20 protein-coding genes and 3 pseudogenes are annotated in these 23,803 nt (G+C 44.0%); 8 read left to right on the top strand and 15 right to left on the bottom strand.

All coding sequences use genetic code 11. The features are described from left to right. Positions 1-8: 8 nt before the first annotated feature. Positions 9-1,859, top strand: a complete 1,851-nt coding sequence (gene asnB / locus EFA47_RS19555; RefSeq protein WP_122644841.1) for an asparagine synthase (glutamine-hydrolyzing) — start codon at positions 9-11, stop codon at positions 1,857-1,859. 268 nt (positions 1,860-2,127) lie between these two features. On the opposite strand, the gene EFA47_RS19550 is transcribed toward asnB, so the two are convergent. Continuing rightward, positions 2,128-2,784: a YoaK family protein gene (locus tag EFA47_RS19550; protein ID WP_235853390.1), complete on the bottom strand. Its 657-nt coding sequence runs from the start codon at positions 2,782-2,784 to the stop codon at positions 2,128-2,130. Between the two features lie 48 nt (positions 2,785-2,832). Then, positions 2,833-5,364, bottom strand: coding sequence for an FAD-dependent oxidoreductase (locus EFA47_RS19545; protein WP_122644839.1), 2,532 nt, complete (start codon positions 5,362-5,364; stop codon positions 2,833-2,835). A 398-nt stretch (positions 5,365-5,762) separates the two neighbouring features. Between EFA47_RS19545 and EFA47_RS19540 the strand changes: the two genes are divergently transcribed. Together EFA47_RS19540 and iadA are read left to right on the top strand one after the other, a co-directional pair. Beyond that, the gene (locus EFA47_RS19540) at positions 5,763-7,100 is read left to right on the top strand and encodes an MATE family efflux transporter (protein WP_122644838.1); all 1,338 of its coding nucleotides are present in this window, start codon (positions 5,763-5,765) and stop codon (positions 7,098-7,100) included. Positions 7,101-7,205: 105 nt separating this feature from the next. Further along, positions 7,206-8,357: a beta-aspartyl-peptidase gene (gene iadA, locus EFA47_RS19535; protein WP_122644837.1), complete on the top strand. Its 1,152-nt coding sequence runs from the start codon at positions 7,206-7,208 to the stop codon at positions 8,355-8,357. Here iadA and EFA47_RS19530 read toward each other — a convergent pair. Continuing rightward, positions 8,354-9,433, bottom strand: coding sequence for an aspartate aminotransferase family protein (locus EFA47_RS19530; protein ID WP_122644836.1), 1,080 nt, complete (start codon positions 9,431-9,433; stop codon positions 8,354-8,356). The genes iadA and EFA47_RS19530 overlap by 4 nt on opposite strands. Positions 9,434-9,483: 50 nt before the next feature. Next, complete coding sequence (locus EFA47_RS19525) at positions 9,484-10,326, bottom strand: MurR/RpiR family transcriptional regulator (RefSeq protein ID WP_122644835.1); 843 nt, start codon at positions 10,324-10,326, stop codon at positions 9,484-9,486. A gap of 217 nt (positions 10,327-10,543) precedes the next feature. On the opposite strand from EFA47_RS19525, the gene EFA47_RS19520 reads away from it, so the two are divergent. From EFA47_RS19520 to EFA47_RS19510, 3 genes are all read left to right on the top strand, one after another. After that, positions 10,544-10,810: a hypothetical protein gene (locus tag EFA47_RS19520; RefSeq protein ID WP_122644834.1), complete on the top strand. Its 267-nt coding sequence runs from the start codon at positions 10,544-10,546 to the stop codon at positions 10,808-10,810. 3 nt (positions 10,811-10,813) lie between these two features. Further along, on the top strand, positions 10,814-12,301 hold the full coding sequence (locus EFA47_RS19515) for a sodium/pantothenate symporter (RefSeq protein WP_122644833.1): 1,488 nt from the start codon (positions 10,814-10,816) through the stop codon (positions 12,299-12,301). Between the two features lie 68 nt (positions 12,302-12,369). Next, complete coding sequence (locus EFA47_RS19510; protein ID WP_122644832.1) at positions 12,370-13,119, top strand: creatininase family protein; 750 nt, start codon at positions 12,370-12,372, stop codon at positions 13,117-13,119. Between the two features lie 347 nt (positions 13,120-13,466). On the opposite strand, the gene recQ is transcribed toward EFA47_RS19510, so the two are convergent. The 6 genes and pseudogenes from recQ to EFA47_RS19480 form a co-directional block, all read right to left on the bottom strand. Then, on the bottom strand, positions 13,467-15,326 hold the full coding sequence (gene recQ, locus EFA47_RS19505; protein ID WP_122644831.1) for a DNA helicase RecQ: 1,860 nt from the start codon (positions 15,324-15,326) through the stop codon (positions 13,467-13,469). A 76-nt stretch (positions 15,327-15,402) separates the two neighbouring features. Then, positions 15,403-15,768, bottom strand: coding sequence for an MGMT family protein (locus EFA47_RS19500; RefSeq protein ID WP_122644878.1), 366 nt, complete (start codon positions 15,766-15,768; stop codon positions 15,403-15,405). A gap of 104 nt (positions 15,769-15,872) precedes the next feature. Beyond that, positions 15,873-16,061 carry a hypothetical protein gene (locus EFA47_RS19495; RefSeq protein ID WP_122644830.1) on the bottom strand — a complete coding sequence of 63 codons (189 nt, stop codon included), beginning with the start codon at positions 16,059-16,061 and terminating at the stop codon, positions 15,873-15,875. Between the two features lie 365 nt (positions 16,062-16,426). Continuing rightward, positions 16,427-19,675: pseudogene (locus EFA47_RS20550) on the bottom strand (UvrD-helicase domain-containing protein). A 201-nt stretch (positions 19,676-19,876) separates the two neighbouring features. Further along, positions 19,877-20,335 carry a low molecular weight protein-tyrosine-phosphatase gene (locus tag EFA47_RS19485; protein WP_122644829.1) on the bottom strand — a complete coding sequence of 153 codons (459 nt, stop codon included), beginning with the start codon at positions 20,333-20,335 and terminating at the stop codon, positions 19,877-19,879. Between the two features lie 205 nt (positions 20,336-20,540). Next, positions 20,541-20,627, bottom strand: a pseudogene (locus EFA47_RS19480) (integrase DNA-binding domain-containing protein); the annotation flags it as partial. A 611-nt stretch (positions 20,628-21,238) separates the two neighbouring features. On the opposite strand from EFA47_RS19480, the gene EFA47_RS19470 reads away from it, so the two are divergent. Next, a complete protein-coding gene (locus tag EFA47_RS19470; RefSeq protein WP_122644828.1) occupies positions 21,239-21,688 on the top strand; it encodes a hypothetical protein in 450 nt (149 codons plus the stop codon). A 29-nt stretch (positions 21,689-21,717) separates the two neighbouring features. Here EFA47_RS19470 and EFA47_RS19465 read toward each other — a convergent pair whose 3' ends face one another. The 5 genes and pseudogenes from EFA47_RS19465 to EFA47_RS20605 form a co-directional block, all read right to left on the bottom strand. Further along, entirely contained in the window at positions 21,718-22,029 is a 312-nt protein-coding gene (locus EFA47_RS19465; protein WP_122644827.1) for a hypothetical protein, read from the bottom strand. A gap of 173 nt (positions 22,030-22,202) precedes the next feature. Continuing rightward, a pseudogene (locus EFA47_RS20545) lies at positions 22,203-22,817 on the bottom strand (integrase DNA-binding domain-containing protein); the annotation flags it as partial. Continuing rightward, positions 22,818-23,030, bottom strand: a complete 213-nt coding sequence (locus tag EFA47_RS19455; protein ID WP_122644826.1) for an excisionase — start codon at positions 23,028-23,030, stop codon at positions 22,818-22,820. It lies immediately after the preceding pseudogene. Then, a complete protein-coding gene (locus tag EFA47_RS20610; protein ID WP_330512248.1) occupies positions 23,008-23,154 on the bottom strand; it encodes a hypothetical protein in 147 nt (48 codons plus the stop codon). Before EFA47_RS20610 ends, EFA47_RS19455 begins: the two co-directional genes overlap by 23 nt. After that, the gene (locus EFA47_RS20605; protein WP_330512247.1) at positions 23,151-23,267 is read right to left on the bottom strand and encodes an excisionase; all 117 of its coding nucleotides are present in this window, start codon (positions 23,265-23,267) and stop codon (positions 23,151-23,153) included. The genes EFA47_RS20610 and EFA47_RS20605 overlap by 4 nt, the downstream gene beginning before the upstream one ends. Before the next feature lie 163 nt (positions 23,268-23,430). On the opposite strand from EFA47_RS20605, the gene EFA47_RS19445 reads away from it, so the two are divergent. Further along, on the top strand, positions 23,431-23,736 hold the full coding sequence (locus EFA47_RS19445) for a hypothetical protein (protein WP_122644825.1): 306 nt from the start codon (positions 23,431-23,433) through the stop codon (positions 23,734-23,736). The last annotated feature ends 67 nt before the right edge of the window (positions 23,737-23,803 follow it).

The following is a 23,803-nucleotide window of genomic DNA, read 5'->3' as shown; positions in this document are numbered from 1 at the left end:
TGTTAACTATGTGTGGAATCGCAGGTTTCTTTAACCCTTACAGAGATTATACGGCCGACAGGGCACACTGGCTGCATGTGTTAGAAAATATGAACCGCGCCCAAAAACGCAGGGGGCCGGATGATGAAGGAACATACCTAAGTCCGTTGTGCGGCCTTGCCCATGTCAGGCTTGAGATTATTGATCTTATTACCGGACAGCAGCCTATAGTAAAGCAAAAAGGGGACCGGGAGTGTGCCATTGTCTTTAACGGCGAAATATACAATATGAAAGAGTTAAAGGCCGAATTGATGTCAGAAGGCGCCCTGTTTCAGACCGCCAGTGATACAGAAGTCATTCTGGAAGGCTACATGCGGCACGGAAAGGATTACATCCAGAAATTAAATGGTATTTTCGCTATTGCCCTTTGGGATTCAGCCTCTTTAGAACTGCTGCTCTTCCGCGACCGCCTGGGTGTAAAGCCACTCTTTTATACAATGATAGATAAGACTCTGGTATTTTCGTCAGAAATCAAAGGTCTTTTCGCCTACCCCGGCGTCTCGCCTGAACTGGATATAGGAGGACTCCGTGAAGTCTTTGCATTGGGGCCGGCCAAGACCTACGGAAAGGGAGTCTTTAAGAATATTCTTGAAGTGCTGCCCGGACACCGCATAACCTTTGACCAGACCTCATGCACGGAGGAGGCATACTGGAAACTCCAAAGCCATCCCCATGAGGATTCTATGGAAGAAACTATAGACAAGACCGCCTGGCTTTTAGAAGATTCGGTGAAAAAACAAATGCTCTCTGATATCCCTATCAGCACCTTTCTGTCAGGTGGGGTAGACAGCAGCCTGGTGACCGCTATATGTGCAAAAGAATTGAAAAAAGAAGGGAAAATATTGAATACATTCTCCTTTGATTTTCAAGATAACAATAAATATTTTCAGTCAAACTCTTTCCAACCCAGCCAGGACAGACCATATGTGGAGCAGATGGCCGCTTACTGTAATACAAACCACCGTTTTTTGGAATGTACAAACCAGGATCAGCTGGACTGCTTATACAAAGCTGTAGATGCCAGAGATCTGCCCTGTATGGCAGACGTGGAATCTTCTATGCTGTATTTTTGTTCTAAAGTCAGCGATTATAATAAGGTCACACTGACAGGCGAGTGTGCTGATGAAATTTTCGGGGGATATCCCTGGTTCCACAGCCAGGAGGCATTTGACACCCCTGCATTTCCCTGGTCACCTGTAATGGAACCCCGCCAGGTTCTTTTGGACGACGCATTCATCCATGAGCTTCAGATGGAAGAATATGCCCGCGCAGCCTACGAAAGAACAATCCAGGAGACTCCCAGCCTCCCGGAAGACTGTCCCCGTGAAAAAAGGAGACGACAAATCGCCTATCTGAATCTCCGTTGGTTTATGGTAACTTTATTGGATCGGATGGACCGCACAAGTATGTACGCAGGCCTGGAAGCAAGGGTACCCTTTGCCGACCACAGGATAGTTGAATATATTTTTAATGTTCCCTGGCATATGAAATGCCCGGACGGTATTGTAAAAGGCCTCCTGAGATATGCAGGTGAAAGCCTTCTTCCAAAAGACATCCTGTGGCGCAAAAAAAGTCCTTATCCCAAGACATATGACCCACAGTATGAGAAGCTGCTTGGGAACCAGCTAAAAGAAGTACTGTCAGATCCTTCTGCCCCCATACGTAGTTTTTTGGATATTAAAAAAGTGCACGCCTTCCTTGACAGCCCGACAGACTACGGCAAACCCTGGTATGGGCAGCTGATGGCCGGCCCACAGATGCTTGCCTATATGCTGCAGGTCAACTACTGGCTCAAAACTTATAAAATTAAGTTACTTTAATTTGTATACCCAAAAGGCACCACCATATGCTGCCCTTTGGGTATACCTTTGACAAAAATTATCTGCAATATATTTCTACTACATTCAGCCAGCAGATTATTGCATCAGCCTCTTCTTTGGTACGGCTTTTCCTCTCAGCTTACTGGATGTATAGGGGATAGATATGTGCAAAACTGGTTGTATAAATACGGGGTTTTTTATGTACTTCACTCTCCGCCCCGTCAGGCTCTTATGCAATATTCTTACCTTGTGTATCTTCCCTGTTTCCCTACCTGTCTGCCTCAAGCTCCTCCCTGATAAACATCAGGACAAATCCGATTAATAAAAGGACCGCCGCAATCCATATGGCCCGCAACCCTATGTATAGGCTGAACATAGCTCCCGCAGCCGCCCCTGCGGCAAATACCAGAATCACCAAATAATAGTGAATACTTTTTTTCTTTAGCACTTTATCTTTTGTGATATGATACTTGCACAGCATCTCCGTAGCGCTTCTCATATTCCCTATACACATTGTGGTTGCACAGGGTATGCCTTTAAATTTACGGAAGCTGTTTACCTGCATCGCACAGGCAAAAGACATCAGTACATTGGCTGCCACATCCATAGAATGCGGCAGCAGTCCGACAATAATTAAAAGTACTGTTTCTACAGCTAGGACAATCTGCCTCCAGTGGATTTTCTGATACTCTTTATAAATATGGTGAACCCACTCTGTCACATAGACGCCTGCCACAAAGGCAAGCAGCGGCATCAAATAGTGCACAGCCTTTCCCCATGCTCCCTGGGCCAGGTTCTGGCCAAGCAGGACGATATTCCCTGTCTGGGCATTGGCAAAAACCTTCCCACGGCAATTGTAAGAATATGCATCCTGAAATCCCCCGGCCAGAGTTAAAAATACAGCCAGTATCATTGATTCTGACATCTGATTTTGTATCTTCCTTCTCAGCATCAATGTATTCCCCACATACTGTTAGATTCCAAGAATTTCTTTATATGGGGTTTTATTCTGTACTGCCTCAGACAACCTGGCCATCTCAGAGACATCTCCAATCAGAATAACCCCGCAAAGACGATTATTCAGGAAATAGTATTTCTTATACTGCTTCCTTCCCATATCTTTAAATTCTACTGTTTTGTACACTAGATTTGGGTTCTTTCCTGCATCTCCAACTGCATAAAGCGCTGTATTCATCCCGTGGAAGGTAAGGGCAGCCAATACCTGTGTATATTCGCGGCCTTCACCGGCAGCATTGGCGCCGGCTGTCTTTCCCTGCTCTACGGCCTCAGGCCAGATAGCATAATTTACACCGTTAAACTGGGCACAGTCCCCACATGCATAAATATCCTTCTGGTTTGTCTCCATTTTTTCATTTACTAGAATTCCCCTGTCTACTTCAAGTCCCATTTCTTCGGCCAACTTAGTATTGGCCCTGACCCCGCTGGAAATAATCACAAGTTCAGCAGGAATTTCTTCGCCATCTTTCAGCTTTACTGCTGTAGCGCGCCCATCTCCCAGAATCCCTTCAACCTGAACGCCAGTACGTATTGCCACGCCGCACTCCTGGCTGATTGATTTCAACAGCTCTCCTGCCGGAAGATCCAGCTGGCGTCCCATCAGAACTGGCGCAATCTCCAAAACTGTTACATTGCATTTCGCCTTTTTCATCTCCCAGGCAGCTTCCAGGCCAAGCACCCCTCCGCCTATTACCACTACATTTTTTACTTCCGGCAGCATATCCGCAATCTTCCGGGTATCTTCAAGCCTGCGCACTGCTACCACGGATTCCTGCTCACTGCCTGGTATGGGAGGAATAAAGCATTCTGCCCCCAGTGCATAGATAAGCTTGGTATACTTCAGACGGGTCCCATCCTCAAGCTGGACTTCTTTTTCCCCTACATCCACAGATGTCACTTTCTTGCCAAGAATCTGTACAATCTTCTGTTCCTCGAACCACCCTTTCTCCTGAATGGCAATCTGTTCCTCGGTTAAATCTGCCATAATAGACTTAGTCAGCATAGGCCTGTTATATGGGATATAAGGTTCCTCTGAAATCATCACAACAGAAGCAGTCTTATTCCTCTGCCTGATTGCAGCAGCCGCGTTGTATCCAGCTGCCCCGTTGCCAAGAATTACATAGAAATCCTCCGTATCATTACTAAAAGAATTATCTTCCGCCTCCACTGGCACAAAATTCTCTTTCCCCACACCACAGACTGGACATATTTCAAGGGATGAATCAAATATTTCCCCGCATACAAGACATTTCACCAGGGTAGTCCCACCTGACTTTTTCTTAGTATTAGGCCTGTCCAGCAGTACACATCCAAAATTATATCCATAGTCAAAGGCATCCTGGCTGTCCGCCTGATCCGGTTTGAAACGGACTTTATAGCCATCCACAACCTTCATCCGCAGCTGCCTTAAACGCTCTTCGATGTGAGGCACTCCTTCTCCGCTCCAGCCATAGCTTCCAAACGCCCCGGCCAGCTTGCCGCCATGTGTGACTGGCGTCATTGCCAATGTCAAATCCCAAATTGGTTTTAACGCCTCCCCTACTATGGTAGGAGTACCAAATAAAATACCATCTGCAAACCCCAAGTCCTCTGTCACCTTCGCAGCATCAGCCGTAACCATATCGTACAGGTGTACATCGATCTCGCCGCTTTCTTTAATCCCTTCTGCAATCCGCTCTGCAAGCTGCTGCGTATAGCCATATGCACTAACATAGGGGATTACCACGGTCTTATGCAGATTTGGATTCTCCACTGTACACCAACTTTCATACCAGCGGTACATCTGATCCAGCTTCGCGTCAAGTACTGGCCCATGGCCTGTACAGATCATCGTAATATCCAGCTGGCGCACTCTCTCTAATGCCTTCAGCATATAGGATTTAAAAGGCCCGATAATACAGTCGAAATAATATTTTGTAGCCTTCTCATAATCTTCCTGATTCTCAACTTTGCTTACCAGTACATCGTGGAATCCATAATGGGATCCGAAGGAATCACAGGTTACAAGAATCTGCTCCTCTTCAATATACGTATACATTGTATCCGGCCAATGCAGATTTGGCACAGCTAAAAATGTCAGGGTTTTGTCCCCTATCTTCATGCTTTGGCCATCTTTTATAATAATTCCGGTAAAATCCCGGTTTACAATTTCCTTCAAAAACCCATTGGCTGTCCCTGTTGAAATAATCTTCAGACGGGGGCACATATCAAGCAGCCTTTCCACGCTCCCTGCATGATCCGGCTCTGTGTGGCTGACTACCAGATAATCGATGCTGCTAATATCTGTCACTTCCTCCAACTTTTCCAGATAATCATCCCAGAATTTCTCCTTTGCCGTCTCAAACAGTATTGTCTTATCCCCTGCTTTCATTACATATGAATTATATGTAGTACCAAATTCTGTATACATAATAATGTCAAACACCCGCAAGGTATCGTCCACGATGCCTGTCCAATAGAAACCATCTCTTAATTTCAGACTTTTCATTTTACCGCTCCTTTCTAAAATAACATTGTATCTTCTTTATCATACCACAAATTCCCTCCCATTAAACGTAAAAATCCTACGAATTTCCCACATTGCTAAAAATCCCTGTAAAATCAACAGACATATACCCTAAAAAGAGAATGTATTCCCTCTAGCAGGGTATACCTTGTTGGACAGAGTCCACCCGTCCGAAGGACAATGTATTAAGGGATGCCCTTTGGTTATACCTTGTTGGACGGAGTCCACCCGTCCGAAGGACAATGTATTAAGGGATGCCCTTTGGGCATACTTATTAAACTGCTAATGCTCAATGAGGTACACTTATTGAGTATTAGCAGTTCAATAAGGTATAATAATCTGATACAGATTAAAAAGTATTACGGAAAGGCAGGTCTGACATGGACAAAGAATATTTGATAAAAGAAAAACCTATTAAGGCGCTTCTTGTCTTTGCATTCCCTATGATGGTAGGAAACCTGTTCCAGCAGTTCTATACAATGGCCGATTCTGTTGTTGTAGGCCAGTTTGTGGGTGAAGATGCACTGGCTGCAGTCGGCGCTTCCTATTCTCTTACAAATGTATTTATTTCTATTGCAATCGGGGGCGGTATCGGGGCTTCAGTAATTACCAGCCGTGCATTTGGCTCAAGAGATTATGGTAAAATGAAGTCCTCTGTGTACACAGCTCTCTTTTCATTCCTGGGAGTGAGCATCATTCTCGGCGGTTTTGGGCTGTGGAAGGGTACTGAGATCATGCAGCTTTTAAATACTCCATCCAATATACTGGGCCAAGCCGCAGAATACCTGAATATTTATTTTATAGGACTGCCCTTTTTATTCATGTACAATGTCCTGTCAGCTATGTTTAATGCCCTGGGCCGTTCACGGATTCCCCTGTACCTCTTAATCTTTTCATCAGTCTTTAACATTCTCCTGGACATTTATATGGTATATTCCCTCAATCTGGGGGTGGCAGGAGTCGCCTGGGCAACCTTGGCGGCACAGGGAATATCTGCTGCTGCGGCCTTCCTGCTATTTTTAAAGGAACTCTCAGCCTATCCAGCAGAGGCTTACTCCCGGTTCGACACTGCAGAACTTAAAGATATGGCGAGGATCGCGCTCCCTTCTGTCTTGCAGCAGTCTACAGTCTCTATAGGCATGATGCTCGTGCAGTCTGTTGTCAACAGTTTTGGTACCGAAATGCTGGCAGGTTTTTCAGCGGCTATGCGGGTGGAAAGTCTTTGCATCGTGCCCATGGCTGCAATGGGAAATGCCATCTCTCCATATACGGCACAAAATATTGGCGCATCACAATTTGAAAGAGTGCAGAAGGGTTATCACAGTGCATATGGGATTGTCGCCCTTTTTGCTGTTGCCATATGCTTTGCCCTGGAGGTTTTACACCGGCCGGTTATTTCTCTCTTTTTGGGAGAAGGAGGTTCCGTTCTCGCCATGGATACAGGATCACGCTGCCTTCAGTTTATGGGATGGTTCTTTGTCCTGATCGGACTAAAGATGATAACCGACGGTGTTCTAAGAGGCGCCGGGGATATGGCCATGTTCACAGTGGCAAATCTTGTAAATTTGGGGATACGGGTCTGCTTTGCCGTAACTATGGCCCCCCGGTTCGGAATCGCCATGGTATGGTACGCCGTCCCCCTCGGATGGGCAGCCAACTATATGATTTCTTTCCTGGAGTACAAAACTGGAAAATGGAAGTTAAAGGCTGTACCGTAATATACCTTTTCCCAGACAAAACCTTTCCACCGGCAATCTTGACAAACAGCATGAAATCATTCAATATTAAGGGCAGAAAAAAATTTGATGACAGGAGCCAATAACATGTTACTAATTAAAAATGCAGAGGTATACAGTCCATCATATCTGGGGAAACAAGATGTACTTGTATGCGGCGGTAAAATCGAATACATCTCCAGCCACATCCGGGATTTGGATATGCCATGTAAGGTCATTCACGCAGACGGACAAATTCTGACCCCAGGTTTTATTGATCAGCACGTACACGTGACAGGCGGAGGGGGAGAAGGAAGCTTCCATACCCGTACCCCTGAGCTTCAGCTGTCTGAACTCATTGAGAACGGCATCACAACTGTTATAGGCCTTTTAGGAACCGACGGTATAACCCGTACCCCTGAGGATTTGTACGCAAAAATCTCCGCCTTAAACGAGGAGGGCGTTACTGCCTATATGCTCACAGGTGCATATGGCTACCCAAGCCCCACCCTCACCGGATCCCCCCAGAGGGACATTATGTTCATACGCGAGGTCTTAGGCCTGAAACTCGCCATTTCCGATCACCGCGCTCCCAATATTTCCATGGAAGATTTTATCCGGATAGCCAGCGACGTAAGAGTTGCAGGAATGCTGAGCGGAAAGCCAGGTATAATAGTACTTCATATGGGAGACTCAGACACTGGCCTTCAGCCTATATTCCAGGCACTGAGAGAAACTTCTATCCCTGCCAAGGTGTTCCGCCCCACCCATGTCAACAGGAATCCCCACCTTTTGGAGGAGGGATATGAGTTCCTCAGGGCGGGCGGCTATATAGACTACACCTGCCGTATGCCCGGACAGCCTTCTGCAGGAGAATGCATTACCCGCGCAAGGGACAAAGGCCTCCCTATCAGCCATATAACCTGCAGTTCCGACGGTCATGGGAGTTGGTCAAATTACGCAGAGGACGGTTCCCTGTTAGAAATCGGTGTTTCCGGTGTAACCGGTATGTATCATGAACTACAGAGTATGGTTCAGAAGCATCATATACCTCTGGCTGACGCCCTCTCCTGTCTCACTTCCAATGTGGCTGACGCCCTGGGACTTTCTCCGGCAAAAGGGTATATCCGGGAAGGCTCTGACGCGGACCTACTGTTGTTCACCCCAGAACTAAACCTGCTCAGTGTAGTGGCAAAAGGTTCCCTGATGATGGACGGCGGCACCCTTATACGGCAGGGAACATACGAAAAAAAATTTTAGCTAATATCTGAAGATTTATCCCCATATGCTTCAAATGCTGTAATTACAGACTGCATGTCATCCACAGTAAACCTCTCGTCACAGCTGACTGACATGATATGGCTATACACATATTGGGCGTGGGGATAATTTTCAATCTCAATAAAGGGCGGCACAGGCCAATATACTTTCGGCGGGATATGATTTCGGGCCAGGAACTCCAGCAAAGGCTGCCTGTCCTCTGCAAGCACCGCAAAGAACATAGGGCATGTATCCTTTGGCAATTTTTTAAAAACAGGCCGTATCCCTGGCATAACGGGAAAATGTTTCAAAAGATAGGTATAATTTTCCCTCCTCCTTTCCACAGCTTTCTCTATTGGATAATATCTGATAGTCCTTAAAGAAGCATCGTCCCCCTCCTGCATATCAAATATCTCCCTCAGCATATATTCCGCTTCCCAGAAGGCATCGGCACTCTCTTTGTTTAAAGTCTCATCTTTACACTGCTCATATTTCTCCCTCAGCTTAAGGGCTTTGTCCCTGATAGCAAGGTGCACCTCATCTTTTGGCAAGGGTTCTGCCTGAAAATCTCCTTTTTGTTTCACTGCAATCCCACCCGAGATAACCCCCATCCACTTGCGAAGGCTGCATACCACATAATCTGTTTCTTTACAAATACCATTCTCAGAAAAAGCAGTATGTGTTATATCCTGCATAACAGTCACACCATTTTTACGGCACTTCTTAACAAATTCAATGTCAAAGGAAGAATACCCATAGTAACCGCATACCATAAGAAAACTAATCTTCTCTGCCATCTGCTCTTCAAACAAAGGTGTAAGGCTCTCATCTACATCATAATAATAAATCTTATATCCCGCCTTTACAAAACAGCCGCTCACGGTCTCACAAGTATAGGCGGGAAGATAGGCAATCCGGCGGTTGTCTGTCAGCATAGAATCCTGCAGGCAGAGATAAATCGCGCATCTTCCTGACATCAAATGCTTCATATCTCCTGCCTGGCTGCATATTCTGCTTAAATATCCATTTTCCTCTGCCCCTGTCTCCCCATAAGGGAAAAATCCTCCAATTTCCATATGTATTCCTCCTTTTCACAGTATTTACTATTTCTGTTCTCTAAATTTCTTTATGATGAGAGAGTATCCATAAACTCTTCCCGGTCAGAATCTGGGACAGTATCGATCACTAAATAAGAGGCCAAAAGATTTAACATAGCCATTGGCAGAGTCAGAGTATTATAAAAGACTCTGGTAGAGGTTTGGCATAAAAGAAGCTGGCTGCTATATTCCGCTATAGGCGAGGAAGGGTTATTAGTAATACCCAGGATAGGGATTCCCTTCTCTATAACTTTACGTGCAATACTGGCCAGAGGATAATAATATTTGGGGAACGCAAAGAACACTACCAAGTCTCCCTCCTCCAAATCCTGCAGCCTGCTCTGTGTCTCAGTCAGGTCTGCCAGATCGATAAGTTCTGCGTCAAAGTACAAAAGCCTCAGCCTAAATACAAGAAACTCCCCGGGTATTTTGGAAATGTCATGAGCCATCACTAAAATATGCCTGCTCTTTCTAATCATCTGCACAGCAGAAATAATACTCTCCAAATCCACCGTTGAAAAAAACTCTACGGCGGCGCTTGCCTCTTCAGTACAAATTGCCTTAAGCAGCTCCTGCTTTCCTGTGATATTTTTACTATCCACTTCAGGGACAAAATAAGCAGACGATGATAAATGCTTTACCATCCACTGTGTATACTCCCTAAAGTTATCTTTCAATTTCAAAAAACTTTCACATCCCATTTTCTGGCAGAAACGTAGGATAGTCAATTCTGATGCCCCTGTCTGCTGGCTTAGCTGGGCCAATGTAATATAACAGATATCTTCCGGGTTGTCTAAAAGATAATCTGCAATCCCCTTCTGCTTTCTTGTCAGGCTGGGGTAAAGCTTATGAATCCGTTCTAATATGTCCATACTTCTCCCTTCTCATAATTTCATGAATATTCTGACCACTTTCAAGAAATCAATAATTTTCAAGTTTTTGATAGTAAATACTTTACTTTTTAAAGATATTGTATATAATAGAATACAATATGTAAAGTATTTACTTCATTTATTTTCATTTATTACATAGAATGATATAAATATTTTACAAAAAAACCGAAAAAAGTAAAGGAAGAGAGGTAACCACATGAAACAATTATTTGAAAAGCACTTCGAGCGGACATGGTTAATCATATTTCTATTTATGTTTTTCCTGATTATGCTTCCATTCCCGTTCTTCTACAGCACAACCTACATTCCGTCCTTTGGCGGGATACCCTCCTACTTATTTGGATGGTTTGCACACACCGCAGTTACCTTTGTGCTGATTATTATTTATTACCGGATGTGCATGAAACGTAAAGAGTATCACATCTATGACGAAGAAAATATTTCTGAGAATAAGGGGGAATAAAGTATGAGCGCAGCAGTACAACCTTCACCAATTCCATTTTATACAGTTCTTGCACTTTATCTGGGAATTATGGCGTTTATTGGATGGTATGCCAGCCGTAAGACAAGCAGCCTGGGAGACTTCTTCGTATTAAGCGGAAAAGCAGGCGTTGTTGTCAGCGGTATCGCTTATTTCTCCACACAGTTCTCCATGGGCACATTTCTGGGCACGCCGGGAACCATCTATGGGGTCGGCTATGCGGGTATGGCAATTTCTGTACCAGGAGCTGTATTCTGTATGATTCTCCCTGCCCTCCTGATGGGAAAAAGGCTATTACGGCTTGGCCATGAATACGGCTTCCTGACTATGGCAGATTATCTGTCAGACCGTTATCACTCCAAACCAATGAGCGGGATCCTCGGCATTATGATGCTCTTTTTCTTAATCCCCATGATGGGGGCGCAGATTATCGGCGCAGGCGTTATCGTACATGTTTTCACTGGCCTGCCTGAATGGGTAGGCGTTGTAGGGATGGGGGCCATCGTAATCCTTTATTGTATGGCTGGAGGAATGAAGGGCGCCATGATGACAGACGTTATTCAGGGCAGCCTGATGTTTGGAACCGCCATTGTCACCTTTATTGTATCTGTAGTTATGGGAGGAGGCTTTGACAATATCAACAGCACTCTTAATAACTTAAACCCGGACTATTTAACCTTCCCAGGCGCAAATGGATATATGCCATGGGCATATTTTGTATCAAACATTGTCCTGTGGTCTTTCTTTACTATGGGGCAGCCCCATTTGTTCACAAAATTCTTTGCCATGAAGGATCATAAGACTATGTTCAAAGCTGTCCTGCTTGGCACGGCAGGTATGTTCTTCTCTGCCACACTGATCGAGTGGGCTGGTGTAAATGGTATTTCTTTTGTCCAGAACATCGAAAAGGCTGACCAAATTGTGCCATTAATTCTCCAGAGAGGATTAAATCCATTCCTGGCTTCTATCTTTATTTCAGGGATTGTAGCCGCAGGAATGTCCACAATTGACGGTATTTTAGTAACTACCACGGGAGCAGTGACACGTGATATCTACCAAAAGATTATCAATAAAAATGCTTCTGACGAAAGTGTCATGAATATGTCTAAAATTGTTACTGTATTGATCGGCATCCTAGTTATCTGTTTTGGTATATTCCAGCCGGGAAGCATTTTTGAAATTAACCTCTTTGCTTTTTCTGGAATGGCCATTTTCGTAGTACCTATTTTATTTGGGATGTACTGGAAAAAGTCGACGGCAGCCGGGGCTATTGCTTCTGTACTGGTTGGGGTAGCCGCACTCCTGGCATTCACTTTAGTGCCGTCTGTAAAAGCATTGGCATTTGGATTCCATGCTCTGTTTCCTGCAACAATCCTCGGCTCTATCACTATGCTAATTGTCAGCAAACTGACTGCAGCACCGCCCCAGGAAACAATCTCCAGGCATTTTAGCCTGTTCCAAAAGAATTCATAGGCACTGCATCCAGAATGGCGTATATAGGTATTCTGAAATATAATGAAAATTACAGAGGAGGTAAGGTTATGTATCTTGGTAAAATGACAACCACACAGGCAAAGGAGGCCTTTTCGAAGGATCCTGTTATTGTAATTCCTGTGGGCAGTACAGAACAACACGGCACACAGAGTGCCCTCGGCACTGATTATATGGTTCCCACCTATCTGGCAGATCATATTGCAGATATGGAAAACATTATCATTGCCCCAACTGTTCCCTATGGAGTATGTCCCTATCATTTAAGCTTTGAGGGGAGCATCAATATTGGTTATGAAGGATTATATATGGTCCTACATGGAATTACAGATTCCCTGATGCAGCATGGCGCCAAAAGATTTCTTGTATTGAACGGCCATGGGGGCAATACCCCCTCCATAGACCGCATGGCCCTGGATGTATACCATAAAGGAGGTATCTGCGCAAGTATTGACTGGTGGAGCCTGGCGGCCCAACTGGATGACAAATTCCAGGGTGGGCATGGTGATATCCTGGAAACTTCCGTAATGATGGCAATTGACCCGGAAAGTGTACATCTGGAGCTGGGACAGCCAATGAATCCCCAGCACCCCTCTGACAACGTAACTGCTGCCTATATTCAGGCTGTCAATTATAAGGGAGGTACTGTAAGGCTTTGCAGGGACACAAAAGAAATTGCTCCAAGCGGCTGGTTCGGACCCTTCGACCCTAAAGACTCCACCCCAGAACTGGGCCAGGACGCGTTAGATATCTGCGTTGACTTTATCAAAGGGTTTATTAAGGAATTCCAGCTATTCTAAAAAATATTTACAATATGCCCACAACTGCTGTGTAACAAACTGCTTATATTATATGACAAGTACACGAAAAAATAAATTTCTGCCCTATGAACAAACCATGATGGATTCTAGTACAAGGCTCTTGAGCCAAAAACCCTGATACAGGCATACGGGGCGTCTAACTAGCAGCGATACAAGCAACGGGGTCTGGGACCCTCGCGGCAGCCGCCAAGGGGACATGTAAACTGTCCCCTTGGCCCGTTGCCCGCAGGAATAAAGTGCAGGGATGGCTGCAACCATTGAAAGCAACGGTGCAATCGAAACATCAGGCAGGCACCTATGGCAGTTCATTTATATTCGGTGTGCTGCTATTGATTTGGAGGTATTTGGATTTTATACTCCCTAACAAATTCTTCAATCACTGCCATAAATATCTCTCCATATTTCTCAAACTTATTATTCCCTACTCCATTTATTTTCATCATTTCGTCCCTGTTCCCAGGCAGATAAGTACTCATTTCCTTTAATGTCTTGTCCGAAAAAATAATATAGGGCGGTACGTGACTCTTCTGAGCCAGCTCATACCTCCTCTGACGCAGACGTTCAAATAACTCGGGATAGCGCACTTCTGTGACAGCTTTCTTTCCGGCCTTCCTCTCTGTTGGTTTTTTCTCCACCTCTTTAGGAAACTTTAAGATGAATGGCTGACGGTTTTCATCTAATATGAACGCATTTCCCCGGCTGGTTACTTTTAAGACAGGATATTCATTGGCTGTCAGCCGTATATATCCTTTTATCAACAGATGATTTAAAATCTGCCTGATTCTAACTAAAGTCCTCTTTTTTAAGGCCCCATAAAATGAATTATTATTCAGTCTGAACTGCTGCACCTTTGCAGTATCTGATCCGTGGACGGCATCTACAACTGCCTGTATTCCATATCTCTCACCGCTTGTCTTAACAAGCTGGATAATAGTATATGCATCCGCCGTTACATCCATATCCTCAAATTCTGTCAGGCAATTCTCACAATTTCCACAATAATTGCTGCCAGGCTCCCCAAAATACTGCAGGATATAATTGCGCAGGCATTCATTGGTAAAACTGTAAAAGGTCATACTACGTAATCTTTCATAGTCCCTCTGTCTAAGCTGTTCTCTTTCGCTTTCATCTAACTCATCATTCTCAGCCTGCTTTTCTATCAAAAACTCATTAATTTTTACATCCTGGCCCGAGTAAAGCAGAATGCATTCTGCAGATTCGCCATCTCTGCCTGCACGGCCGGCCTCCTGATAATAGCTTTCAATATCTTTCGGCATATTATAATGGATGACAAACCGGACATTTGACTTGTCAATCCCCATTCCAAAAGCATTTGTGGCTACCATTACAGGTTTTACGTCATAGATAAAATCATCCTGGCTCTGCCTTCTCTCAGAATCTGTCAGGCCGGCATGGTACTTCGATACTGAATACCCCTTCATCAGAAGCGCGGCGTAGACCTCCTCCACATTCTTTCTTGTGTTGCAGTAAATAATCCCACTTCTGTCTTTATTTCTCTTTAGGCAGGAAAGAAGTTCCTCCATTTTATCTTTTGGTTTCTTTACCGAAAAGTACAAATTTTTCCTGTCATACCCTGTCACTACAACTGTTGGCTCCCTCAGTCCAAGTATACATATAATATCTTCCTTTACAGCTTTCGTAGCAGTCGCCGTATAAGCAGCAATGGCCGGCCTGCTGGGCAGCAAATTAATAAAATCTACAATCTTTAGGTAGCTGGGACGGAAATCCTGTCCCCACTGGGAGATACAGTGGGCCTCGTCCACTGCTACCATAGAAATATCCACGCACTTAATAAATGCCAGAAAAGAATCTGTCATCAAGCGTTCTGGAGCCACATAAATAATCTTGTACCGTCCCTCTCTGGCATTCTCCATTGCCTTTCTGAACTGCCCTTCTGTAAGAGAACTATTAATATAAGCAGCATGGATTCCAAGCTGGTTAAGCGCTGTTACTTGATCCTTCATCAGAGAAATTAAAGGTGAAATTATAATAGAAATTCCCTGGAACAGCAAGGCAGGTACCTGATAGCAGACTGATTTCCCAGCTCCTGTAGGCATTATTCCCAGCACATCTTGTCCATTTAGGCTGCTCTCCACCAATTCCGACTGGCCTTGTCGGAAGGAAGTGTACCCGAATACTTCCTTCAAAACTGTATATTTATCCATTACATCCTTCTCCTGCGATAACAGTCTAAGCGGACAAAAGAATATTACTTCCTTTGCCCGCCTATAGTGCAGCATATTATATCCCTCGTTTTTCAAATTCCTCCCTCAAGATAAGAGCTTCTTCCATCGTATTTTTCCAGCCATCCCTGCTTATGTCTATCTGCCACCCTTTCTTGGTAAGAACTATTTCTATCCCTTCACTTTCTAAAAGCCTTCTTTGCAAGCCAGGCTCCTCAAACGCTGCCGCGCCGCTTAAGATCCCTCTGACATTTACAATCCGGTGCGCAGGCACCCCTGCCCCAGCCAGATCTTTCCTCAGGGCATAGCCAACCTGCCTTGCGTTCCCCGGCCTGCCGCAGAGCAGGGCGATCTGTCCATACGTAGCTGCCTTCCCCCAAGGTATTTGCCGACAAACTAACTCCATTCTCTTGTAAAAATCCATAAGCATGTGCACCTCAATCGATCACCTAATTCTACATACTATACAGGTCTGCCAGCGCTCCCTGGCATCAGGACACAAATTGCCAGCCGCCCACCGTAAATATACTACAGGCTCACTCCACTGACAGTGATTTTAGACATCCAGAGAAATTTTATTAATCCAAATTTAACCGTTTCAGCATATTTCATCCCCCTGACTGGCAAATATACTTTTCCCAGCTCACTGTCAGCCTCTTGGTATTCGTTCTCCTGAAGTGTCTCATCCTCGTTGGCAAACCTTGCCAATACCTCCATAAAGGAGCCGCCTCATGTGTTACACATATCAGCATAGAGAACAATATCCTTCTTTCCTTTTTCATTCATGAATTCCTTTAACGTATTATCCAATTTAATTTTCACAGTAAATCCTCCTATATTTTATTAACATTAATGAGATATCTTCCAAAGCAAATTTTCATGCAGTAAATATGCTAAATATCTCCATGCTTATAAAATAAGGCATTTTAGGAATAATTTCTGTGATTAAATCACACTATTAATGATATAAAGAATTTCAGTATGAATTTCTACCTTTTAAATGTACTATGTTTGCATCTCTCTTGTATTGCACGGCAGCATACACCCTAAAGCATATTCTTGTCAGGGGTAATCCCTTATTATCATATAAAATCAAATAAGTTCATCTGCTTGCCTGTGCCTGTATTTTTCCTTTTGTCTGCTTTTTCTTTTTGTATCCCTTCACTTGATATTTCTTCCATAAATATTGATTCTAAACCTGAACTAGTCAATATTAGCTCTTCTCTGGCCCGGGTCATACCTACATAAAATAACCGTCTTTCCTCTTCTATATCCATCTGTGGGCCCCTCTCAAATGGAACCATCCCTTTGCGGACACCGTATATAAACGTAACAGGAAATTCCAACCCTTTTGCACCATGAAGCGTCATGAGGGTCACTGCCTCACCCGTATATTTCTTATCCCCACACCGCTTCAAGTCACTCTCTATCCCCATGGCCAGCGCCTGCATAAATTCTGGCATGGATTTATAAAAGACCGTCATCTCCGCCAGCTTCATGATTGCTGTATTTTCCTTCAGCTCCATCTCCTGTATCCAGTCATCCAAAAATCTGCGGGGACTACTTTTCTGATATTTCTTCCTAAATCTGCCGGCCGCCTCTTCAAAGACTGCATCTGACACCTCATTTCTGTCCAGTCCCCATAATAACTTCAGGCTGAGCATCCTGGAGAACTCGTCTCCTTCATTGGCCAGACATTTAAAAAAGGAAATACTCCCACGAACAGAATCCTCCTCGAGAAAGGCTTCCCTGCCAGCGATAATATATGGGATCCCTTCTGTACGCAGACATTTCTCAAGCAGTTCTGCCTGCCTATGGGTACGGTACAAGACAGCAATGTCCCCGAACCCCCTGCTGCATCCATTGCCCATGCCCGCACTCTGTGCCTCCAGCATCCCAATCCCTCCGGCCATCCGGTTAATCTCTTTTGCAATAAAAATGGCTTCCCCCATCTCACTGCCTGCCTCCAAAACCCTGACAGGCATATCTCCATGACAGTGGGCCTTTAAAACCCTCTTCGGCCCCGGATTACAGGAAATCAATTTAGAGGCAGCCTGCAGTACTGCTGGAACAGACCTGTAGTTCTCTTCCAGCCTGACTTCCTCTATATTAGGACAATCCTTTCTCAGTTTATCAAAACACTCCGCATCCGATCCACGGAACCCATATACAGACTGATCTGGATCACCGATTACAAAAAGTTCTTTTCCCTTTTTATTCCATTCCATAATGAGTCGATACTGGATCGGATTGATATCCTGAAATTCATCTACAAGTAAGTAGGAAAAAGACTTTTCCCCCTCCTCCCCTGCCTAATTCTGGCTGACAAGTTCTAATGTTTTTAACAGTAAGTCATCAAAGTCCAACATCCCCTGTTCACCCAGGACTTTCTGGTACTCTGCACTCCCCGTCCTCCATTCGTCATTTTGTGCCTCTTCCTCGGAAGAAATAGACTGCCCTGATTTAAACAGAGAAATTTTTTTCATTAGCTGCTTAGGGGTGCAGTCCATTCCCACCCGTTCTATGGCCCTGCGGGCCGCCTCCATTGCAGCCACGTCGTCAGCCAGTGAGAAATCTACTCCCCTATCCTTTAAATACTCTAGGCAAAGTCCGTGAAAAGTCCCAATACGAATCTTCTCTATCCCCCGCTTCTTGCCAAAATATTTCCTGATCCGCTCTCTCATTTCTCCAGCAGCCTGGTTGGTAAAGGTCACTGCTGTGATTTCAGACGGCATTACCTTCCGGTTTTCCAGCAGATAAAAGAGGTGGGAAAGCAGTGTCTTCGTCTTTCCGGTCCCTGGCCCGGCAATAACAGCGGTATATCTGGAAACTATACGGACTGCTTTCTCCTGCTCCTGGTTGAGTATCTCAGCCTTATTTTGCAGGACTGCACTGACGGCTTCTGTATTTATGCCGGCAACAGCACCTTGTATCGCTTGGGAATGAGATACTCCCACTGTCTCCTCAGCCAAATCCATGTCTCCTATCTTTCGCCCTCCCGAAAGATTCCCCCGGCCCTTCTCCAACCCTTTATTTCCATCATCTATATTAATCTGGAGTGCCTCAAAAAAGCTCAATTGCCCTTCTGTACTGTCAATTTCTCCAGGAGAAAAAAGCTTAATAATACCGTATTCTCCATCAAATCCCGGAATTCTTTCTACACGGCCTTCTCTCAGCCGCCGTATGCCCTCTGCAATCAGATGTCCTGAAACTTTTTGGATATCCTCCGGCGGGACTGTCCTAAGAATTTTAAATTCATCCCCAAGACGGCACAACATATTCTGGTATTCCTTCTGTACCTTTACACTTGCCGGGGAATGTCCTAAAGATGCCCCAATAACTTCCGGTAAAGGTACCAGGCTCTCAAAGGGTTTTGCATTTTTCCTGATATACTCCGCCCCCCTATCCGCCAACTGTTCTACTCTGTGAGAAACACCAATCGTCAGCTTCCTCTTACACACCGGGCACATGCCCCCAAAACGCTCTGTCTCAAGGGGTGTCAGGCAAACATTACATTTCCTGTGGCCATCGTAATGATACTTTCCTTCCTCCGGGAAAAACTCTATAGTGCCATAAAGTCCCTTCCCTTCCTGTATGGCATCTCTAAGGCCAGCGTAAGATAACTCTATGTCTAGCAAATTGGCCTCCCGCCCCAGTTTTGCCGGGGAATGGGCATCTGAATTTGATATCAGCTGGTACGGATCTAAAGCTGAAACCCTCCAGTTCATAGGCGGATCCGAAGAAAGTCCAGTCTCCATTGCCCGGATATGCCCGGATAGATCTCCAAAGCACTCTTCCACAGAATCAAACCCGGAGAATGCCCCGAAAAGCGAGAAATGAGGTGTCCAGATATGCGCTGGCACATATATCGCGTCAGGGCACATCTCCAACATAATTTCCAGCAGGTCCCGGCAGTCCAACCCCAAAATGGGCCTGCCGTCTGAATGTATATTCCCGATTACCTCCAGCTTTCCTGCCAGAAGTCCGGCTTCGTTCAAACCAGGCAGAAGCAGCAGGCTATGAACCTTACGCACTCTGCCATTCTTTTTATAAATAGAACTAATTTCTCCTGTAATCACAAAACGTGGCAGCATAGTATCTGCCACGGAATTGTCCCGAATCCGGTATTGTTCCTTTAGGCGGTACAATCCTTCCTCTGCCGGTTCCAGTTTCTCCTTCATTTCTTCCCGCCAGGCTGGATGCGTAAAGTCCCCGGTACCTACAATATGTATCCCCTTTCTTCTGGCCCATAGATCCAGGTTCTCAAGGTTACAGTCTCTGCTGGTAGCTCTGGAGTAACTAGAATGGATATGTAAATCTGCTATGTACATTCAATACACCTTCTTGTCTGTTTTGTTTACTGTTTCATTTGTAACACGCCCTAAAATACTTTTAAGAACTGATATATCTTTTACCCCCTCCCCCACACAGCTTATTAACCCCAAAGCATTGAAGCTTCATCGTACTGCGTTGGATCAGCCGCCGGAATACACTTCCCCCAGAAAAGGAGCGGATATGAGTTACACCATTTGTTAAATGCGCTTTATTATATACTGTAAAAGTCCCTCACAGCCTTCCAGTACATCATCATACGTACGGTCAAAGTCGCCTGTATACCAGGGATCCGCAATATCCCGGGGATGTCTGCTAAAATCCAGCAGCCTGTGTACTTTACATTCTGAATCTTCTCCGACAATTCTGAAGATATTGCGGATATTTACATTCTCCATTCCTATCAGATAGTCATATAAAGCATAATCTTTCTTTTTTAATTGAACTGCATACTTGCCCTCTGTACTGATTCCATGTTCCTTTAGTTTCTGTACAGTCCCATAATGTACTGGATTGCCAAGCTCCTCACGGCTCGTGGCCGCAGAAGCAATCTGAAATACATCCTCCATGTGCCTCTTCTGAACTAAATCACGGAATACAAATTCAGCCATGGGGGAGCGGCAGATATTGCCGTGGCAGATAAATAGTATTTTTATCATGTTCTTATATCTCCTTAAATCATTGTTTTTCCTTGTATTTACAGACTTCCCGTAGATTCTTGAATTTATCGTTCTCCACGAATCTTCATATAAATTCTCATGTTTTGGCGGTCAAAGGTTATAAAATAAGTTATAAAACTCCTCTTACTTTACACCCCACCTACTGTATACCTCTTTCATCTCTTTTTGAATGTCATGAAAATCTAAATGTGTATATATATCGTCTGTCTTTTCGTTGGCTCTCTCCACTACGTAAGATACGGTCTTTATTATCCCTTCTTTTTTCGCTCATATTTGCCCCTTTTCACTTATGAAAGAACCTGATATAACATTTAGAGTATAACATATCTGACAATTCTCTACCATATCCAATCTAACAGCAATCTCCATTTTCAGAGATTCGAGTCTTGTTTGATTAAATTTCTTCCAGTTCATCAATAACCCTCTCAAACTGTTTTCTCTTAATTTGAATACGATTGCCATTTATCATCAGTCAGCCTGCATTTTTGTGTTGTGCGGCAAGCCGACGCAATTTAATGCCCTCATTAGTAGTAAAAACGTAATAGGAACTTGAAATGTTTACTACTAACAGCTTTTTATGGCAAAACGTACCATCTACATAACAATATTCCCCCCAAAAAATTCACTTCACTCCAAAGAAATTTTATCAAATTTTCAAGTTTCACAACTTGCTATTTTTCTCACTTCTGCATATAATATAAATGAGTAGAAATACTTGTCGGTCATCACGGCTAGAATATGATGAACGTGTATGTTTAACTTCCGGAAGCGACGGGGTGCTGTATAGCGTAGAATATCGCTTACGTGTTAGACGGGACTTGTCTTAGGACATGTCCCGTTTTTAATAAATATGTGATTCCTCTTTTTGAAAGGATAAACGCTATGAAACTTGTTTCAATAAATATCAATCTGCTCGAAAAATACCGCGGTGATGCAGAAGTTCTTTTAAAATCACAAAGACCTTACGTCCTAATCATACGCTTAACATACAAAGAAAAACTACAAGATTTTGCGGTACCAATCCGTTCCAATATTCCTGCTGCCGCACCAAGGCAGCAGTACTTTGCCTTACCACCAAGGCCGACAACCAGACCACATAATCGACATGGTCTACATTACATAAAAATATTTCCAGTAACCAAACAATATCTGATCCGTTATCGTACGGAAGGAAACGTTTTTGCTACGATGATTCAAAATATCATTGATAAAAATTCCAAGCAGATTATTTCCGAATGTCAGGCATATCTTGATGATTATGTTGCTGGTAAACGTCCAAATTATTCTACGGATATTGATTACTTACTGTCCAAACTTTATGAAGAAGATTAAGCACAACTTTCCATACCCGCTTAATCTTTTTATTCTCCTCCCCATGGAATACCATAATACTTTTCAACCAGATAATCATGAAATCCCCAGCCTATACCATTTGATTCTTGAACAATATTAACGAGCCTGTCATTCCACTTTTGGAACAATGTTTTATCACCAGAAACACTTTCTATTACATCATGGTATATATCACAAACCACATTATAAAATCCTTCATCAATATCCCCATACATATTTGTGAATTTAGTTCCACATTCCACAAAATATAATTTGAGTTCTGAAACCAATTCAATATTCCGACATACCTTCTTAAATTCCGCCAGAACTTTCTTAGCCATTGAAAGCGAGAATCCTACACGCACTATATCATATGGAAAAAATATTTTATCCAGTTTGTCTTGATACTGTTCTAACAGTTTTCTTCCATAGTTCTTTCCATTGCTGTATATCTATGTCGTATCGATCCCAAAAACATATAATTGATTTTCTCAAGATTATCGCTTCGCATTGGTGTTGCTGAAACTCCATATACATACTTCGCATTTACCTTCTTTAAAATTCTCTGCGCCATTGTCGACGCTGCATGATGACATTCATCCATAATGACCATCCCATATGAATTCAGCCTTTCATGAAATGCTCCCTTATAATACTTGCAGTACACATTGTCGTCATGGACAAATTTCAGGAACTTCCTCATCTGGTCTCTTGTGATCGCTTCTCTGGTCACGCTGTCATTGACAATGACTGTGGCCAGTTCAAAGCTGAAGGGATTTTTATGCAACACATCATCATAGACTGCCATTTGAAAAGCCGGATGCAGGACACCCCGTACCGTTTTAATGGTACTGCTTCCCCGCCCGTCCTGCTACAGCTCTTCTACGGTTATATTCTTTCCCACTGGGTCCACCAATGTGTCCAGGTCATATCCGATCTGTCTCTCCAGCTCCCGCAGGGAAAGGCATGGCTTCTTTCCGGCAGGCAGCTTATCCGTAGACTCTAACCGCCAGCTATAAACAAAATGCGGTTTGCCGTTGATATGGTACTTGAACTGGTATTTTCCGTCTGCCCGGATGGATTCTCCCCTGCGGAGAACCCTGTGTTTGGAATCCCGCCTATGGCTCATTCAGCTTCCCCTCCTTTTTAATTCCGAATGTAATTTCAGATATTTTTCAAACTCTGTGCGGATGATTAGTCTGCGTGTACCATATAAAGCCATAAACGGAGTATCCTTTCCTTCTTTCAGAAGCTTATAAAATTTTCTTCTGCTAAGGCCAAAGTGTACGATTGCCTCCTCTTGATTCAAAATGTTCTTTTCACCTGATGCCGGTATCTTCATTATTTTCCTCCTCCCGTTCTGCCAGCAAATCCATATACTCTTCAAATTTTGTGCGGATAATCAGATACCTGTTCCCACTGTAAACAGAAAACCTTCCCAGATTATCCTCTGCCAGACGCCTCATATTCTCACTCCGATACTAAAATACCTAGATGCCTCCTTGATGGTCAGCATATATTTCTCGCTGACAGGTATACGCACATCTCCTATGTCTTTCTTGACATGAAATTCCTGCATGGCTCTCCTCCAATCTGAAGGGATGCCCGTTATACTAAACAATCCAGTCCCCTTCGGTATATGGAGATTTTGGAGGCGTTTTGGGGACCCATGACGGGGAAAAATATAAGTTGCCATCCTCTGGGTTCAGAGGTAATATACGGACTGCGAAAGGAGGAATTCGATGGCAAATAATACAGTTTTATTCCAAATCATGGGCCTGCGTATCAATGACGCTCTGGAAAAAATCATTGCAAGTGAAGATGATTATCAGGAAACACAAAAACAGGCAGACATCTATGCCAATCAGATCGACGCCCTGAATCTGGACGGAGCGACCAGGCTCCTCATTCACCGGCACGTCAGAGTCCTCAATGCAAATAGCTGCCGTTACAGGGAATTTGCCTACGTGCTTGGATTTTCCGACTACCTGGAACTGCTGCTTGGACTCAGCCATGTTCCGAGTCTTAAAAAATATCCTAGATTTTAATTGAATACTCCTCTCTTAAAGTTTATTTAAGTTTTCTTAAATGTTCCTCTAATTACTAAAGCCAACT

It is taken from the genome of Luxibacter massiliensis, from assembly GCF_900604355.1.
Taxonomy (GTDB): domain Bacteria; phylum Bacillota; class Clostridia; order Lachnospirales; family Lachnospiraceae; genus Luxibacter; species Luxibacter massiliensis.
The sequence above is the reverse complement of the archived record's forward strand: the minus strand, read 5'-3'. Positions and strand labels throughout refer to the sequence as shown.